This is a genomic window from Mycolicibacterium vulneris (genome assembly GCF_002104765.1).
Classification (GTDB): domain Bacteria; phylum Actinomycetota; class Actinomycetes; order Mycobacteriales; family Mycobacteriaceae; genus Mycobacterium; species Mycobacterium vulneris.
In genome coordinates this window covers 104431-119840 of record NZ_NCXM01000012.1, presented here as the reverse complement: position 1 = coordinate 119840, position 15410 = coordinate 104431, and the positions used below count along the sequence as shown (strand labels likewise).

The window sequence follows — 15410 nt, the reverse complement described above, 5'->3', positions numbered from 1 at the left end:
AGTGGGATGCCTGTGGAACGTGTGGTTCGTGTGATCGCCACCGCGCTGACGCTCGCGGTCGTCCTCGGCACCGGGATCGCGTGGAGCAACGTCCGGTCTTTCGAAGACGGGATCTTTCACATGTCCGCGCCCTCGCTGGGCAAGGGCGGCGACGACGGCGCGATCGACATCCTGCTGGTCGGGCTGGACAGCCGCACCGATGCGCACGGCAACCCGTTGTCGCAGGAGGAACTGGACACGCTGAAGGCCGGCGACGAGGAAGCCACCAACACCGACACGATCATCCTGATCCGCATCCCCAACAACGGGAAGTCGGCCACCGCGATCTCTATCCCCCGCGACTCCTACGTCGCCGCCCCGGGTCTGGGCAAGACCAAGATCAACGGCGTCTACGGCCAGACCCGGGAGGCCAAGCGCACCGCCCTGGTCAAGGCCGGTGCCTCCGCTACCGAGGCCGCCGCGCAGGGCACCGAGGCCGGTCGCGAGGCGCTGATCAAGACCGTCGCCGACCTCACCGGCGTCACGGTCGACCACTACGCCGAGATCGGCCTGCTCGGCTTCTCGCTGATCACCGACGCCCTCGGCGGTGTCGACGTCTGCCTCAAGGAGCCGGTGTTCGAACCACTTTCGGGTGCCGACTTCCCGGCCGGCCCGCAGCGACTCAACGGTCCCGAGGCGCTCAGCTTCGTGCGTCAGCGCCACGAGCTGCCGCGCGGCGACCTGGACCGGGTGGTGCGCCAGCAGGTGGTGATGGCCTCGCTGGCCCACCGGGTCATCTCCGGCCAGACGCTGTCCAGCCCCAGCACGGTCAAGCGGTTGGAGGCCGCCGTCCAGCGCTCGGTGGTGATCTCCGCGGGTTGGGACGTCATGGATTTCGTGCAGCAGATGCAGAAGCTGGCCGGCGGCAACGTCGCCTTCGCCACCATTCCGGTGCTCGACGGCGCTGGCTGGAGCGACGACGGCATGCAGAGCGTGGTGCGGCTGGATCCGCATCAGGTGGCCGACTGGGTGGCTGGCCTGCTGCACGACCAGGAGCAGGGCAAGACCGAGGAGATCGCGTACACCCCGGCGAAGACCACCGCCAGCGTGCTCAACGACACCGACATCAACGGCCTGGCCTCGGCCGTGTCAGACGTGTTGAGCTCCAAGGGGTTTGCCACGGGTACGGTGGGCAATAACGACAGCGGCCACGTCAAGGCCAGCCAGGTGCGCGCCGCCAAGAGCGACGACCTGGGGGCGAAGGAGGTCTCCAAGGAATTGGGTGGGCTGCCGGTGGTCGCCGACACCTCGCTTGCGCCGGGCGCGGTGCGGGTGCTGCTGGCCAACGACTACAGCGGTCCGGGCTCGGGCCTGTCCGGCGGCGCGGAGATCGTGCCCGCCAAGGTGTCCACCGCAGGCGCTGTGGCGGCCGACCCCAGGGTCCCCGCGCCCTCACCGATCCTGACCGCCGGCTCCGACAAGCCGGAGTGCATCAACTGAGCACGCTGAGCGGGGCCATCCTCGATCCGATGCTGCGGGCCGATCCGGTGGGCCCGCGCATCACCTACTACGACGACGCGACCGGCGAGCGCATCGAACTGTCCGGTGTGACGCTGGCCAACTGGGCCGCCAAGACGGGCAACCTGCTGCGCGACGAGTTGGGCGCCGGACCGAGCAGCCGGGTGGCGATCCTGTTGCCTGCGCACTGGCAGACGGCGGCCGTGCTGTTCGGGGTGTGGTGGATCGGTGCCGAGGCGGTGCTGGCGGGCCCGGCCGACCTCGCGCTGTGCACCGCGCAGCGACTGGACGAGGCGGACGTCGCCGTAAGCGCGGCGGTATCGGGGGGTGAGGTGGCGGTGCTGTCGCTGGATCCGTTCGGCCGCCCGGCACCCAACCTGCCGATCGGCGTGACGGACTACGCGACCGCGGTGCGGGTGCACGGTGATCAGATCGTGCCCGAGCCGAGCCCGGGGCCGGCGCTGGCCGGGCGATCGGTTGACGAGGTGCTGGCCGATTGTCAAAGCTCCGCGGCGGCAAGGGGTTTGACGTCGAGCGACCGGGTGCTGTCCGGCGCGTCGTGGTCGGAGCCCGCGGAACTGGTGGACGGCCTGCTGGCGATCATGGCCGTCGGCGGCTCGCTGGTGCAGGTGGCCAACGCCGACCCGGCCGGACAAGAGCGCCGAATCGAGACCGAGAAAGTCACCAGGGTGCTGTAAGGCCCGGCGACCGGCACAACCACGTCCGCGATACATATTGATATCGCTATATTTCGATGTTAACGTCGTGCAAGCATGGGCTTAACGCTGAGACGATAGGAAGGTTGCGGCAATGGCGGTGTACGGGCTCCTGGCGAAGGCGGCAGGCACGGTGGTCACCGGGTTGGTCGGCGTGACCGCCTACGAGGTGGTGCGCAAGGCCGCGGCCAAGGCGCCGCTGCACGAGACCGCGGTCAAGGGCGCCGAGCTCGGACTGCGCGGCACCCGCAAGGCCGAGGAGGCCGCCGAGTCGGCGCGCCTCAAGCTGGCCGACGTCATGGCCGAGGCCCGCGAGCGCATCGGCGAGGAGGCGCCCACCCCCTCGATCGCCGACATCCACGACCACGAGCACTGATCGAAGCGATATGGAACTCGCCCTAGTCCCCGACATCGCAGGCGAGGAGCGAACCGAAGACCCTGCGCTGCATGTCGTTTCGGATGCGGCCGGACGCATGCGGGTCGCCGTCGACTGGGTGCGCGCCAGCTCCCGGCGCGCCGTGGCGGTCGAAGAGGCGGTCGCCAAGTGTGAGGGCGTGCGCGTTGTGCACGCCTACCCGCGAACCGGATCGGTCGTCGTCTGGTACTCGCCGCGGCGCTGTGACCGCTCCGCGGTGCTGGCCGCCATCGGCGAGGCGTTGCACGTCGCCGCCGACCTGATCCCGGCCCGCGCGCCGCATTCCTCGGAGATCCGCAACGCCGACGTGCTGCGCATGGTCATCGGCGGCGCCGCGCTCGCCCTGCTCGGGGTGCGCCGCTACGTCTTCGCGCGGCCGCCGCTGCTGGGACCCAGCGGCCGGGTGTTCGCCACCGGCGTCACCGTGTTCACCGGGTATCCGTTCCTGCGCGGCGCGCTGCGCTCGCTGCGCTCCGGCAAGGCCGGCACCGACGCGCTGGTGTCGGCGGCGACCGTGGCGAGCCTGGTGCTGCGGGAGAACGTCGTCGCGCTCACGGTGCTGTGGTTGCTCAATATCGGTGAGTACCTCCAGGATCTGACGTTGCGCCGGACCCGCCGCGCCATCTCGGAGCTGCTGCGCGGCAGCCAGGACACGGCCTGGATCCGGCTCCCGGATCCTTCTGGGGCCCCCGGCGCCAGCACCGAGGTTCAGGTGCCGATCGACACCGTGCAGATCGGCGACGAGGTGGTGGTCCACGACCACGTCGCCATCCCGGTCGACGGCGAGGTGGTCGACGGCGAGGCGATCGTCAACCAGTCCGCGATCACCGGGGAGAATCTGCCGGTCAGCGTGCTGGTCGGCGCGCACGTGCACGCCGGTTCGGTGGTGGTGCGCGGACGCCTGGTGGTGCAGGCCCGCGCCGTCGGCAACCAGACCACCATCGGCCGCATCATCGCCCGGGTCGAGGAGGCCCAGCACGACCGGGCGCCGATCCAGACCGTCGGCGAAAACTTCTCCCGCCGTTTCGTTCCCACCTCGTTCATCGTCTCCGCCATCACGCTGGCGATCACCGGCGACGTCCGCCGGGCGATGACCATGCTGCTGATCGCCTGCCCGTGCGCGGTGGGCCTGGCCACCCCCACCGCGATCAGCGCGGCGATCGGCAACGGCGCCCGCCGCGGCATCCTGATCAAGGGCGGCTCGCACCTCGAGCAGGCCGGCCGGGTGGACGCGATCGTGTTCGACAAGACCGGCACGCTGACCGTCGGACGTCCGGTGGTCACCAATATCATTGCGTTGCACAAGGATTGGCAGCCCGAACAGGTGCTGGCGTATGCGGCCAGCTCGGAGATCCACTCCCGGCACCCGCTGGCCGAGGCGGTGATCCGGTCCACCGAGGAACGGCACATCACCATCCCGCCGCACGAGGAGTGCGAGGTCCTGGTGGGTTTGGGCATGCGGACCTGGGCTGACGGCCGGACCTTGCTGCTGGGCAGCCCCGGACTGCTGCGCGCCGAAAACGTGCGGGTGTCCAAGAAGGCGTCGGAGTGGGTGGACCGGCTGCGCCGCCAGGCCGAGACCCCGCTGCTGCTGGCCGTCGACGGCAAGCTGGTGGGATTGATCAGCCTGCGCGACGAGGTGCGCCCCGAGGCCTCCGACGTGCTGAACAAGCTGCGCGCCAACGGTATTCGCCGCATCGTCATGCTCACCGGCGATCACCCGGACATCGCCGAGGTGGTGGCCGGCGAGCTCGGGATCGACGAATGGCGCGCCGAGGTGATGCCGGAGGACAAGCTCGCGGCGGTGCGCGACCTGCAGGACGAGGGCTACACCGTCGGCATGGTGGGTGACGGCATCAACGACGCGCCCGCGCTGGCCGCCGCCGACATCGGGATCGCGATGGGGCTGGCCGGAACCGACGTCGCCGTCGAGACCGCCGACGTGGCGCTGGCCAACGACGACCTGCACCGCCTGCTCGACGTGCGCGACCTGGGCGCCCGCGCGGTCGACGTCATCCGGGAGAACTACGGCATGTCCATCGCCGTCAACGCCGCCGGGCTGATCATCGGCGCGGGCGGCGCCCTGTCCCCCGTGCTGGCCGCGATCCTGCACAACGCGTCATCGGTGGCGGTGGTGGCCAACAGCTCGCGGCTGATCCGCTACCGGCTGGACGCGCCGCGCGGCACGTCGAACGACGAACTCGCCGGCTGAAAGGTCAGCAGCCGCAATCCTCGCCGCGCCAGGCGCGCACGCCCTGCCAGACCGCGACGCCGGCGATGGCCAGCCCGACGGCCGGGTCGACCCACCACGCGCCGGACCACAGCGCCGTCATCGCGAGGCCGACCAGCACCCCGGCCGCCTGGGCGGCGCACAGATAATTCTGGATCCCCTCGGCCTCGGTGGCTCCGGACCCCAATCGGGTGCCCAACCGGTGGTTGGCCCGGCCCAGCACCGGCATGAGCACCAGCGCGAGCGCAGTCAGCCCGATGCCGATCACCGACGTCTCGGCGTGGTGCCCTCCGGTCAGCTCGTGCATGGATTCGGCGGCGATGTACGGGGCGGTCAGCCAGAACGACATCGCGACGCCGCGCTGCGCGCGTCGCTCGGCGGTTGCGGAGAAGGCGCGCGACCCGCTGAACCGCCACACCACCATGGCGCTGGCCAGTGCCTCCGATGCGCCGCCCAGGGCCCACCCGGTCAGCGCGACCGAGGCGACCGCGAATCCCTGCCACAGCCCGACGACGCCTTCGACGAGCACCACGGCCAGGCTGACCCAGGCCAGCCGCCGCGCCCACCCGGCGCCGCGCTGCCAGTCGGCGTCGTGTGCCGCGCTGCCCCGGCACTCGAGCTGGATGGCAACCGAAGTGGTCATGGCGCGAGGCTAGCGGCGCCGCGGCGGTGGCCGCGGCCGCAACGCCCGGCCGTGACCGATCTGTGTCTCACTCGCGCTGGGACACTTGACGCTGGTAATTATTGTGGCTAACCAGTAGACCGGAAGGGATTTCCTCCATGGCGCGCACCGACGACGACACCTGGGATCTGGCGACCAGCGTGGGAGCGACCGCCACCATGGTGGCCGCCGGGCGAGCCCGGGCCACCCTGGACGGGCTGATCGACGACCGGTTCGCCGAGCCGCTGGTGCGCGCGGTCGGCGTCGACTTCATGACCCGGTGGGCGGCCGGCCAGCTCGCCTCCGCCGACGTCGACGAGCCGGGCGCCCCGTGGGGGATGCAACGCATGACCGACATGCTGGCCGCCCGCACCCGCTACATCGACGCGTTCTTCGCCGAGGCGGGCGCCGCGGGCATCGACCAGGTGGTCATCCTGGCCTCCGGCCTGGACGCGCGCGCCTACCGGTTGCCGTGGGCGCCGGGCACCACGGTGTTCGAGATCGACCAGCCGCAGGTGCTGGAGTTCAAGGCGGCCACCATCGCCGAGCTCGGTGCCGAACCCACCGCCGCGGTGCGCGACGTTCCGATCGACCTGCGCCACGACTGGCCGTCGGCGCTGCGGCAAGCCGGCTTCGACACCGGGAGGCCCGCCGCCTGGGCGGCCGAGGGCCTGGTCGGCTTCCTGCCGCCCGAGGCTCAGGATCGGTTGCTGGACAACATCACCGCCCTGTCGGCCGACGGCAGTCAGCTGGTGGCCGAGGTCTTCGTCAATACCGGTGTCAGCGGGGAGGCGTTGAACGCCGCGAGCGAGAAGTGGCGGCGCAACGGCCTCGACATCGCCCTGGGCGAGCTGGGCTTCCCCGGCGAACGCAACGACGTGGCCACCTACCTGCAGCAGCGGGGCTGGCAGCCGGTCCGCACCCCGCTGAACCAGATGCTGGCCAACAACGGCCTGCCGCTGCAGTCGCCCGATCCCGATGCACCCTTCGCGCAGAATTACTACTGCACCGCGGTGCTGCACCCGTCGGGTTCTTAGGAAGGCAAACACGATGCCAAACAGCAAGCCCGCCAAGCCACTTGACGGATTCCGGGTGCTCGACTTCACCCAGAACATCGCCGGGCCGATGGCCGGTCAGGTGCTGGCCGACCTGGGCGCCGAGGTGATCAAGGTCGAGGCACCCGTCGGCGAGGCGGCCCGGCACATCACCGCGGTCCTGCCCGGGCGCCCGCCGCTGGCCACCCTGTTCCTCCCCCACAACCGGGGCAAGAAGTCGGTGATGGCCGACCTGCGCAGCGACGAGGCCAAGCAGCAGATCCTGCGGCTGGTCGATACGGCCGACGTTGTGCTGGAAGGATTTCGACCCGGGGTGATGGAGCGCATGGGCCTGGGCCCCGACGAGCTGCAGTCCCGCAACCCCAGACTGATCTACGCGCGCCTGTCCGCCTACGGCGGCAACGGACCCGAGGGCAGCCGCCCGGGCGTCGACCTGATGGTCGCCGCCGAATCGGGCATGACCACCGGAATGCCCACGCCCACCGGCAAACCCCAGATCATCCCGTTCCAGCTCGTCGACGCCGCCAGCGGTCACGTGCTGGCCCAGGCCGTGCTGGCCGCGCTGCTCAACCGGGAACGCCACGGGGTGGCCGACGTCGTGCGGGTCGCCATGTATGACGTCGCGGTCAGCCTGCAGGCCAGCCAGCTGACCATCCACCTCAACAAGCCCAGCGAGGCCCCGAAGCCGGATGCGGCACCAAAGCCCAAGAAGCGCAAGGGTGTTGGCTTTGCCACCCAACCGTCGGACGCCTTCAAGGCCGCCGACGGCTACCTGGTGATCAGCGCCTACGTGCCCAAGCACTGGGACAAGCTGTGCGAGATCATCGGCCGGCCCGACATGCGCGACGACGAGCGGTTCGCCGACCAGCGCGCGCGGGCACTGAACTATCCCGAGCTCACCGAGGAACTCGAGAAGGCCCTGGCCGCCAAGACCGCGGACGAATGGGTGCGGCTGCTCCAGGAAGGCGGCCTGATGGCCTGTCACGCCTACACCTGGAAGCAGGTGGTCGGCACCGCGCTGTTCGCCGAGAACGAGCTCGCCCTCCCGGTCGGCGACGGCGCGGACGAGGTCACGGTAATCCGCACCCCGGCACGCTATTCCAGCTTCGACGCCGCGGCCGCCGAACCCCCGCCCGCCCTCGGCCAGCACACCGAGGAGTACCTGGGCGCACCGCAGCCCGCGCCGTAGGCCTCACGTCGTCAGCTTGACCACCCGGTCGTTGCCGCGGTCGGCGACGTAGGCGTTCTGGTCCTTGTCGATCGCCACCCCCAACGGGGTGTTCAGTCCGGTGAACGGCAGGACGGTCGCGGTATTGGAACCGGCCGGGAGTTTGACCACCTGGTTACCGTCATGTTCGGTGACGAAGACGTCGCCGGCGTTGTTCACCGCGATGCCCCACGGTGCGGCAACGCCATTGAACGGCAGCACGGTCTGGCCGCTCGACCCCGCCGGCAACATCAACACCCGGTTGTTGTCGGTGTCGGTGACGTACACGTTGCCCGCCGGGTCGACGGCCACGCCATCGGGATTCTTCAAGCCGGTGAACGGCAACGCCGTCGCGCTGTTCGACCCGGCCGCCAGCTTCAGCACCCGGTTATTGCCGCGGTCGGCGACGTAGACATTGCCCTGGGCGTCGACCGCGACGCCTTCGGGATAGTTGAGGCCGGCGAACGGCAGCACGGTCTGACTGTTCGACCCGGCCGCCAACTTCACCACCCGGTTGTTGAAGTCGGCGACGTACACCGCCCCGGAGCCGTCCACCGCCAGGCCCTGGGGCTGGTAAAGACCGTTGAACGGCAAAACCGTTGGGGTGCTCGACCCGGGCGTCAACTCAACGACCCGCCCGTACATGCCTTCGCTGGTGACGTACACGTCGCCGGCCTTGTCCAGCGTGATGCCACCCGGGGACAGCCGGAAATTGATGCCGTTGAACGGCAATTCGGTCTGGCCGGACGCCTGCTGTCTGGACGCCGATGACGGGCGGGTGCCCAGGTAACCCGTCAGTGCGACGGCGACGATCAGCAGCACGGCGGTGCCGGCCAGGATCCATCGGGTGCGCTTTCGCCCGGGCCGCCGGGCCGGCGAGGGTGCGGGGGGACGCGTTCGGACACCGCCGATGCCCCGGGGCATGACGCGAGCCATCGTCGCGGCGGTGGGATAGTTCGCGTCCCGCAGCACGGTTTCTTCCTGGTGCCGCTGGCGAACGGACAGAGCATCGTGTGCGGCGACGGCCAAATCACCTGCAGTGCAATACCGTTCGGCTGGCACCTTGGCCATACCCTTGCCGATCACGGCATCCAGGGCGGGCGGAACACGTCCGGCCGCAGCCGGCTGGGCTGTGGAGCGGGCTCGAGCAGGTGCGCGGCGATCAAGCGCTCGACGCTGTCGGCGCTGAAGGCGGGCGCTCCGGTCAAACACTCGCCCAGCACCGCGGCCAACGCGTAAATGTCGGAGCGGTAAGTGACTTCGTCACCGGTGAAGCGTTCCGGAGCCATGTAGTTATAGGTGCCCAGTGCGAATCCGCCCTGGGTCAGCCCGGGATCGGTGGCGGCGCGGGCGATGCCGAAGTCCACCAGATAAGCGAAGTCCTCGCCTGTGATGAGGATGTTTTCCGGCTTTACGTCACGATGGGTGATGCCGCATGCGTGCGCGGCGTCCAGCGCCGCGGCGATTTGCCTGACGATGGCCACCGTTCGCGCCGCGGGCAGCGGACCGTAGTGCGTCAACAGCGTCCGCAACGAAACACCGTCGATCATGCGCATCTCGACGTAGAACTGCCCGTCGATGTCGCCGTAGTCATGGATCGGCACGATGTGCGGCTCGGTCAGCCGTCCCGCGGTGTCGGCCTCGCGCTGCATCCGCGCGCGAAACGTTGCGTCGGTTGAGAATTGGTGCGAGATCAACTTCAACGCGACTATCCGGTGTTTTCGGGTGTCCTCGGCCTCGTAGACCTCCCCCATGCCGCCGCGGCCCAACAGCCGCGTCAGCTGATAGGGACCAAACCGCGTGCCAACCCGCGAAACGGTACTGTTCACCGTCGTCGCTCCTTTCACCAATCTTCCTCACGTCAAGAAATGGCATTCACCGCCGCCGAAATCTTCGATTGGATCGCGGCGGGAAGGGGAATGGAACCGTACTGATCCAGATCGACTTGACCGGGGCCAATTGCGGCCTGCATGAACGCTTTTACCGCCGCGCCGGTCGCGGAATCCGGATATTTCGAGCAGACGATCTCGTAGGTCGGCTCGACTATGGGATAAGCGCCGGGCTGGGTGGGCTTGTAGAACGACGACGTGTCCACCACCAGGTCATTGCCCTGTCCTTTGAACGCGGCACCGGCGATCGTCTTGCTGACCGAGTCGACGGTGATCTGCACCGGGTCCGGGCCCGCCAAGGTGACGACCTGGACCATGGTCAACTGCCGGCCCACCGCGAACGACCACTCGTTGTAGGTGATCGACCCGTCGGTGCTTTGCACCTGAGCCGACGTGCCGTTGTCCCCGACACCGCCGTCTCCGACGCCACCGAGGAACGTCTGACCCGCGCCCCTGCCCCACGCACTGCCCGCGGCGGCGACCAGGTATTGCTGGAAGTTCGACGTGTCACCGGATTGGTCGCTGCGGTAGAAGACATGGATGGACGTTGACGGCAGGCTGGTGCCCGGGTTGAGTGCCTTGATCGCGGGGTCGTCCCATCTGCTGATGCCGCCGTTGAAAATCCTTGCCAGCGTGGGCGCGTCGAGGATCAGCCCGCTTACTCCGGGGAGGTTATAGGTGATGGCGATGGGTTCGAACACCGTCGGCAAATCCCACGCGGGCGAGCCGCAGCGCTGCGCCGCCCGGTCGACCTGGCCCTTGGACGGATCCAGCGGATCGCCGGACCCCGCCAGGTCGGACACGTCATTGACGAAGTCGGTCACGCCGGCGCCGGAACCGTTCGCGTTGTAATCCAGTGTGTAACCCGGGCAGGCGTGGACGTAGGAGAACACGAACTGTTCCATCGCGTTCTCCTGGGCGGTCGCACCGCTGCCTTTGAGTTGCTTCTTGCCGCCGCACTGCACCGGCGCGGCGGTGGAGTTGGACGACGAGGCGTGAGTGGCACTACCGCATCCCCCCAGGGCAAGCGCGCCCGCGGCCAGGAGGACGAGCACAGCGCCTGCGCGATGAACGTTCACGCAGACTCCTTTGTTCTGGGGCGGCGGACACGTGCCGCCACCCGGGAGCCCCCTTGGGATGCATGAAAGACCTCGAAGATGGGAGCAGCATGAGCGGGTCGCCTGAGGATGATGAGAGGTGCACGGCGGCACGAGAATCGGGCGCGATCCGCGCGTGAGGTGAGTCCGGACTGTGAAAATGAGGTGACGATGAGTGTCACCTTTGAAGTCGTCTAGAGATGATCGCGCGCGGCTTTTGACGGTCGCCGACGACGTAGCTTGATGGTAGGTCGATCAGATCGACAACGTGATTTCCGGGGCGCGGGCTCATAAGTCGTTCTCGCGCAGAGTAATTGGGGGCAAAGACAAACGGGGGGAAACGAAAGGTGAAGACCGATGACGAATCGTATCCGCCCCCTGCTTGCCCCGCTGTGCGTCGCAGTCCCCATGGTGCTGGCCGCGGCGGCCTGCGGCTCAACCGGCAGTTCGGCGAGCACCGGTGCAAGCACCGGCAGTCCGGCGTCCACACCGGCGACATCGAAGGTGGCGCTGACCGAAACGGGTGCCACCGAGTTGTATCCGTTGATGAATGTGTGGGCTCCGGCTTACAGCGCCAAGTATCCGAACGTCTCGATCACCACGGCCAGCACCGGATCGGGTGCGGGAATATCCCAAGCCGCCGCTCGTGCGGTCAACATCGGCGCCTCCGGTGCCTATCTTTCCGACGGCGACATGTCCATGCACCAGGGACTGATGAACGTTGCGTTGGCCATCTCGGCGGAGCAGGTCAACTACAACCTGCCCGGTGTGAGCGGCCACCTCAAGCTCGACGGCAAGGTGCTGGCAGCCATGTATGAGGGCACCATCAAAGCGTGGAACGATCCGCAGATCGCCAGCCTCAATCCTGGAGTGAATCTTCCTGCCACCCCGGTGGTTCCGCTGCGCCGGTCCGACGGCTCGGGCGACACATTCGTGTTCACCCAGTATCTGTCCATGCAGGATCCCGACGGTTGGGGCAAATCGCCCGGCTACAACACCACTGTCGACTTCCCCGCGGTGCCAGGCGCATTGGGTGAAAACGGAGCCGGGGGGATGGTGACGGGCTGCGCCCAAACCCCCGGCTGCGTGGCGTACATCGGTGCCAGTTTCCTTGACCAGGCCACCCAAAAGGGTTTGGGAGAAGCCGAATTGGGCAACGCCTCGGGCAATTTCCTGCTTCCCGACGCCCACAGTGTGGCGGCCGAAGCCGCCGGGTTCGCCGCGCAGACGCCGGCGAACGAAGCGATCTCGTTGATCAACGGGACCGCACCCGACGGGTATCCGATCGTCAACTACGAGTACGCCGTGGTCTACGCCGGCCAGCATGACCCGGCGACCGCCCAGACCATGCAGGCCTTCCTGCATTGGGCGGTGACCGACGGTAACAGCCCGACGTTTTTGGACCGGTTTTACCTCCAGCCGTTGCCGCCCACGGTGGCCAAGCTGTCCGACGCCCAGATCGCCAAGATCTCGAGCTAGGCACCTGCGGTGACCGGATCCGCGGATCACTGACCCGCGGCGAGCTTGACCACCCGGTCGTTACCGCGATCGGCGACGTAGACGTTCTGGTCCTTGTCGACCGTCACCGCCAGCGGGGTGTTGAGCCCGGTGAACGGCAGGACGGTCCCGGTGGTCGCGCCCGGTGCGTACTTCACCACGTCGCTCTTGTCGTGCTCGGTGACATAGATCGTTCCGCTGTTGTCCACGGCGATGCCCCACGGCACAGACAGGTCGTGAAATGGCAACTCCGACTGTGTATTCGACGCGGCGTCAAGCTTCACGATCCTGTTGTTGTCGGTATCCGCCACGTAGACGTTGCCCGCGGGATCGACGGCCACGCCGTCCGGGTTCTTGAGCCCGTTGAACGGCAGCACGGTCTGGTCCTTGGATCCCGCCGCCAGCTTCACCACCCGGCTGTTGCCGCGGTCGGCAACATACACGGCGCCCTGGCTGTCGACTGCGACGCCCTCGGGGTAGTTCAGACCGGTGAACGGCAGCTCCTTCTGACTGTTGGAACCCGGGGCCATGCTGATCACCCGGTTGTTGAAATCGGCGACGTATACGGTGCCCGCGCCGTCGACGGCCAAGCCCTGCGGCTGGTAGAGCCCGTTGAACGGCAGCACCGTCGTCGCGTTGGAACCGGCCGTCAGCTTCACCACCCGGCCGTACATGCCTTCGCTGGTGACGTAGACGTTGCCGGCGCTGTCCAGCGTTACGCCGCCCGGGGAGAGGCGGAAGTCGATGCCGTTGAAGGGCAGAACACTTTGACCGGTCGCCTGCTTCGGTCCCGAGGATTCGGTGGACAGGTAGCCGACGACCGCCGCGACGAAAGCGACCAGCGCGACGAGGGCGATGGCGCCGACGATGATCCACTGCTTACGTTTGTTGTCGTGCGGCACGCCGGGATGCTCGAAGTCCGGGCCGGGTCCATAAACACGGCCGGAAGTTGTTGGGGCGGCGCGAATCAGCGACGGTCCATGGCTGGACCGTTCGCTTCTGCTCGCACCGCTCGCCCCCCAGGGCAGCGGCCCCGCCATGGTCTCGGCGCTCGGCAACGGAGCGAACGAATCGGACTCACGCGTCAGGCGCTGGTCGTTGGCGCCCGAGCCCAGGGCCGCGTGTTCCCCCTCGCGCAGAATCGTGCTGGCCTTCCGCTGCTCGGACGTGTTCAGCGCGTGATGGGCAGCGGCGGCGAATTCGCCTGCGGTGCGATAGCGTTCCCTGGGATTCTTGGCCATGCCCTTGGCGATCACCTGATCCAGGGCGGGAGGACACGCGCCGGGGCGCAATTGGCTGGGTGGTGCGGCTGTCTTCGTCAGATGCGCGGCGATCAGCCGTTCGATGGTCTCGGCCCGGTATGGCGGCGAGCCGGTCAGGCACTCGGTCAAAACACATGCGAGCGAATAGATGTCGACGCTGTGGGTGACATCATCGTCGGTGAATCGTTCCGGGGCCATGTAGTAATAGGTTCCGATCGCGGTCCCGACCTGGGTCAGCCCCGGATCCGTCGCGGCCCGCGCGATGCCGAAATCGGCCAGGTACGCGAAGTCGCTGGGGGTGACCAGAATGTTCCCTGGTGTGACGTCGCGGTGCGTCACACCGACGGCGTGTGCCGCGTCCAGCGCGGCGGCGACCTGGCTGATGATGGCGATCGCGCGCGGCGGGTCTAACGGCCCGTCCCTGCGTAACAGCGTGCCCAGATCGACGCCGTCGACGAGGCGCATCTCGACATAGAAACGCCCGTCGATCTCGCCGTAATCGTGGATCGGCACCACATGCGGCTCCGTCAGCCGCCCGGCGATGTCGGCCTCGCGCTGTAGCCGGGCGCGGAACTCCGCGTTGCTGGTGAACTCCGGTGAGATCAGTTTCAGGGCCACCATGCGGCGCTTGCGGGCGTCCTCGGCTTCGTAGACCTCACCCATGCCGCCCTGGCGCAGGAGTCGCACCAGCCGGTAGGGGCCGAACCAGGACCCGGCCCGCGAGGCAGGCCCGCTATCGCTCACCCTGGTGCCTCCTTCGCATTGTCAGGAAATCGCATTGACCGCGCTCGACAGCTTCGCCGAGAACGAACCCGGCAGCGGGATGGAACCGTACTGGTCCAGACCGTCCTGGCCCGGCCCGATCGCGGCCTGCATGAACGCTTTCACCGCCGCACCCGTGGCCGCGTCCGGATACTTCGAACAAACGATTTCGTAGGTCGCCAGCACGATAGGGTAGGCGCCTGTCTGCGTCGGCTTGTAGAACGACGAGGTGTTCAGCACCAGGTCGTTGCCCTGCCCACTGAACGTCGCCCCGGCGATCGTCTTCCCGACGGAGTCCTTGGTGATGGGCACCGCGTCCGGGCCTGCCGACGTGATGATCGATGCCATGGTCAGCTGCTTGCCCACCGCGAACGACCACTCGTTGTAGGTGATCGATCCGTCGGTGTTCTGCAGCAGCGCGGACGTGCCGTTGTTCCCGCTGGCGCCCTGCCCCACGCCGCCGTTGAACGTCTCGCTGCTGCCCTTGCCCCAGGCGCCGTCGGAAGCGCCGTCGAGGTACTTCTGGAAGTTGGCGGTGGTACCGGATTTGTCACTGCGGAAGATCACCGTGATGGGCGTCGACGGCAGATTGAGGCCCGAGTTGATTGCCTTCACCGCCGGGTCATCCCACTTGGTGATGGTGCCGTTGAAGATCTTTGCGACCGTGGGCCCGTCCAGCTTCAGCCCGCTCACCCCGCTGATGTGGTACGTGACCGCGATCGGCCCGAACACCGTGGGCAGGTCCCATGCCGGGGAACCGCAACGCTGCGCCGCCCGGTCGGTCTCACCGGTGGTGGGGTCCAACGGGACGTCAGAACCGGCGAGGTCGGTCTGGTTGTTGACGAACTGCGTGACACCGGCACCGGATCCGTTGGCGTTGTAGTCCAGCGTGTAACCCGGGCAGGCACGGACGTAGGCGTAGACGAACTGCTCCATCGCATTTTCCTGTGCGGTCGAGCCGCTGTCTTTGAGCACTTTCTTGCCGCCACAGTCCACCGGTGCCTTGCCGCCTGACCCCGACGACGTGTTGTCGCCACATGCCGTGAGCGCCATGGCGGCGACGGACACCAGGGCCAGTGCGGTGCCAGTTCGAGCGAACCTCACACGACTCCTTCGAACGTC

At 68.0% G+C, this 15410-nt stretch carries 11 protein-coding genes and 1 pseudogene; 7 read left to right on the top strand and 5 right to left on the bottom strand.

Annotated elements, in window-relative coordinates:
* Window positions 1–6 precede the first annotated feature (6 nt).
* The 4 genes from B8W69_RS13565 (at window position 7) to ctpC (ending at window position 4840) form a co-directional block, all read left to right on the top strand.
* Window positions 7–1479, top strand: a complete 1473-nt coding sequence (locus B8W69_RS13565) for an LCP family protein (RefSeq protein ID WP_085290316.1) — start codon at window positions 7–9, stop codon at window positions 1477–1479.
* Window positions 1467–2195 (top strand): TIGR03089 family protein, encoded by a 729-nt coding sequence (locus B8W69_RS13560; protein WP_220084552.1) that lies wholly within the window; start codon window positions 1467–1469, stop codon window positions 2193–2195. Before B8W69_RS13565 ends, B8W69_RS13560 begins: the two co-directional genes overlap by 13 nt.
* Before the next feature lie 112 nt (window positions 2196–2307).
* Window positions 2308–2589, top strand: a complete 282-nt coding sequence (locus B8W69_RS13555) for a DUF1490 family protein (protein ID WP_085290315.1) — start codon at window positions 2308–2310, stop codon at window positions 2587–2589.
* A 10-nt stretch (window positions 2590–2599) separates the two neighbouring features.
* A complete protein-coding gene (gene ctpC / locus B8W69_RS13550; protein WP_085290314.1) occupies window positions 2600–4840 on the top strand; it encodes a manganese-exporting P-type ATPase CtpC in 2241 nt (746 codons plus the stop codon).
* A 4-nt stretch (window positions 4841–4844) separates the two neighbouring features.
* Here ctpC and B8W69_RS13545 read toward each other — a convergent pair whose 3' ends face one another.
* Complete coding sequence (locus tag B8W69_RS13545; RefSeq protein ID WP_085290313.1) at window positions 4845–5501, bottom strand: cation diffusion facilitator family transporter; 657 nt, start codon at window positions 5499–5501, stop codon at window positions 4845–4847.
* Window positions 5502–5638: 137 nt separating this feature from the next.
* Here B8W69_RS13545 and B8W69_RS13540 point away from each other — a divergent pair, with 137 nt between their 5' ends.
* Window positions 5639–6556: a class I SAM-dependent methyltransferase gene (locus B8W69_RS13540; RefSeq protein ID WP_085290312.1), complete on the top strand. Its 918-nt coding sequence runs from the start codon at window positions 5639–5641 to the stop codon at window positions 6554–6556.
* Between the two features lie 13 nt (window positions 6557–6569).
* Entirely contained in the window at window positions 6570–7763 is a 1194-nt protein-coding gene (locus B8W69_RS13535; RefSeq protein WP_085290311.1) for a CoA transferase, read from the top strand.
* A gap of 3 nt (window positions 7764–7766) precedes the next feature.
* Here the strand turns inward: B8W69_RS13535 and B8W69_RS13530 are convergent.
* A pseudogene (locus B8W69_RS13530) lies at window positions 7767–9610 on the bottom strand (serine/threonine-protein kinase PknD).
* Between the two features lie 32 nt (window positions 9611–9642).
* Entirely contained in the window at window positions 9643–10749 is a 1107-nt protein-coding gene (pstS, locus tag B8W69_RS13525) for a phosphate ABC transporter substrate-binding protein PstS (protein WP_085290310.1), read from the bottom strand.
* A 375-nt stretch (window positions 10750–11124) separates the two neighbouring features.
* On the opposite strand from pstS (B8W69_RS13525), the gene pstS (B8W69_RS13520) reads away from it, so the two are divergent.
* On the top strand, window positions 11125–12246 hold the full coding sequence (pstS, locus tag B8W69_RS13520; RefSeq protein ID WP_085290309.1) for a phosphate ABC transporter substrate-binding protein PstS: 1122 nt from the start codon (window positions 11125–11127) through the stop codon (window positions 12244–12246).
* Between the two features lie 26 nt (window positions 12247–12272).
* Here the strand turns inward: pstS (B8W69_RS13520) and B8W69_RS13515 are convergent, their stop codons facing one another.
* Both B8W69_RS13515 and pstS (B8W69_RS13510) read right to left on the bottom strand, forming a co-directional pair.
* A complete protein-coding gene (locus tag B8W69_RS13515) occupies window positions 12273–14270 on the bottom strand; it encodes a serine/threonine-protein kinase PknD (RefSeq protein ID WP_085290308.1) in 1998 nt (665 codons plus the stop codon).
* Window positions 14271–14291: 21 nt separating this feature from the next.
* Complete coding sequence (gene pstS, locus B8W69_RS13510; RefSeq protein WP_085290307.1) at window positions 14292–15392, bottom strand: phosphate ABC transporter substrate-binding protein PstS; 1101 nt, start codon at window positions 15390–15392, stop codon at window positions 14292–14294.
* Between the last annotated feature and the right edge of the window lie 18 nt (window positions 15393–15410).

Excerpts from the sequence above, each read along its gene's own strand:
- B8W69_RS13555 (WP_085290315.1), top strand. The coding sequence starts at position 2,308 with ATGGCGGTGTACGGGCTCCTGGCGAAGGCGGCAGGCACGGTGGTCACC.
- B8W69_RS13565 (WP_085290316.1), top strand. The coding sequence starts at position 7 with ATGCCTGTGGAACGTGTGGTTCGTGTGATCGCCACCGCGCTGACGCTC.
- B8W69_RS13540 (WP_085290312.1), top strand. The coding sequence starts at position 5,639 with ATGGCGCGCACCGACGACGACACCTGGGATCTGGCGACCAGCGTGGGA.
- B8W69_RS13545 (WP_085290313.1), bottom strand. The coding sequence starts at position 5,501 with ATGACCACTTCGGTTGCCATCCAGCTCGAGTGCCGGGGCAGCGCGGCA.
- pstS (WP_085290309.1), top strand. The coding sequence starts at position 11,125 with ATGACGAATCGTATCCGCCCCCTGCTTGCCCCGCTGTGCGTCGCAGTC.
- B8W69_RS13535 (WP_085290311.1), top strand. The coding sequence starts at position 6,570 with ATGCCAAACAGCAAGCCCGCCAAGCCACTTGACGGATTCCGGGTGCTC.
- ctpC (WP_085290314.1), top strand. The coding sequence starts at position 2,600 with ATGGAACTCGCCCTAGTCCCCGACATCGCAGGCGAGGAGCGAACCGAA.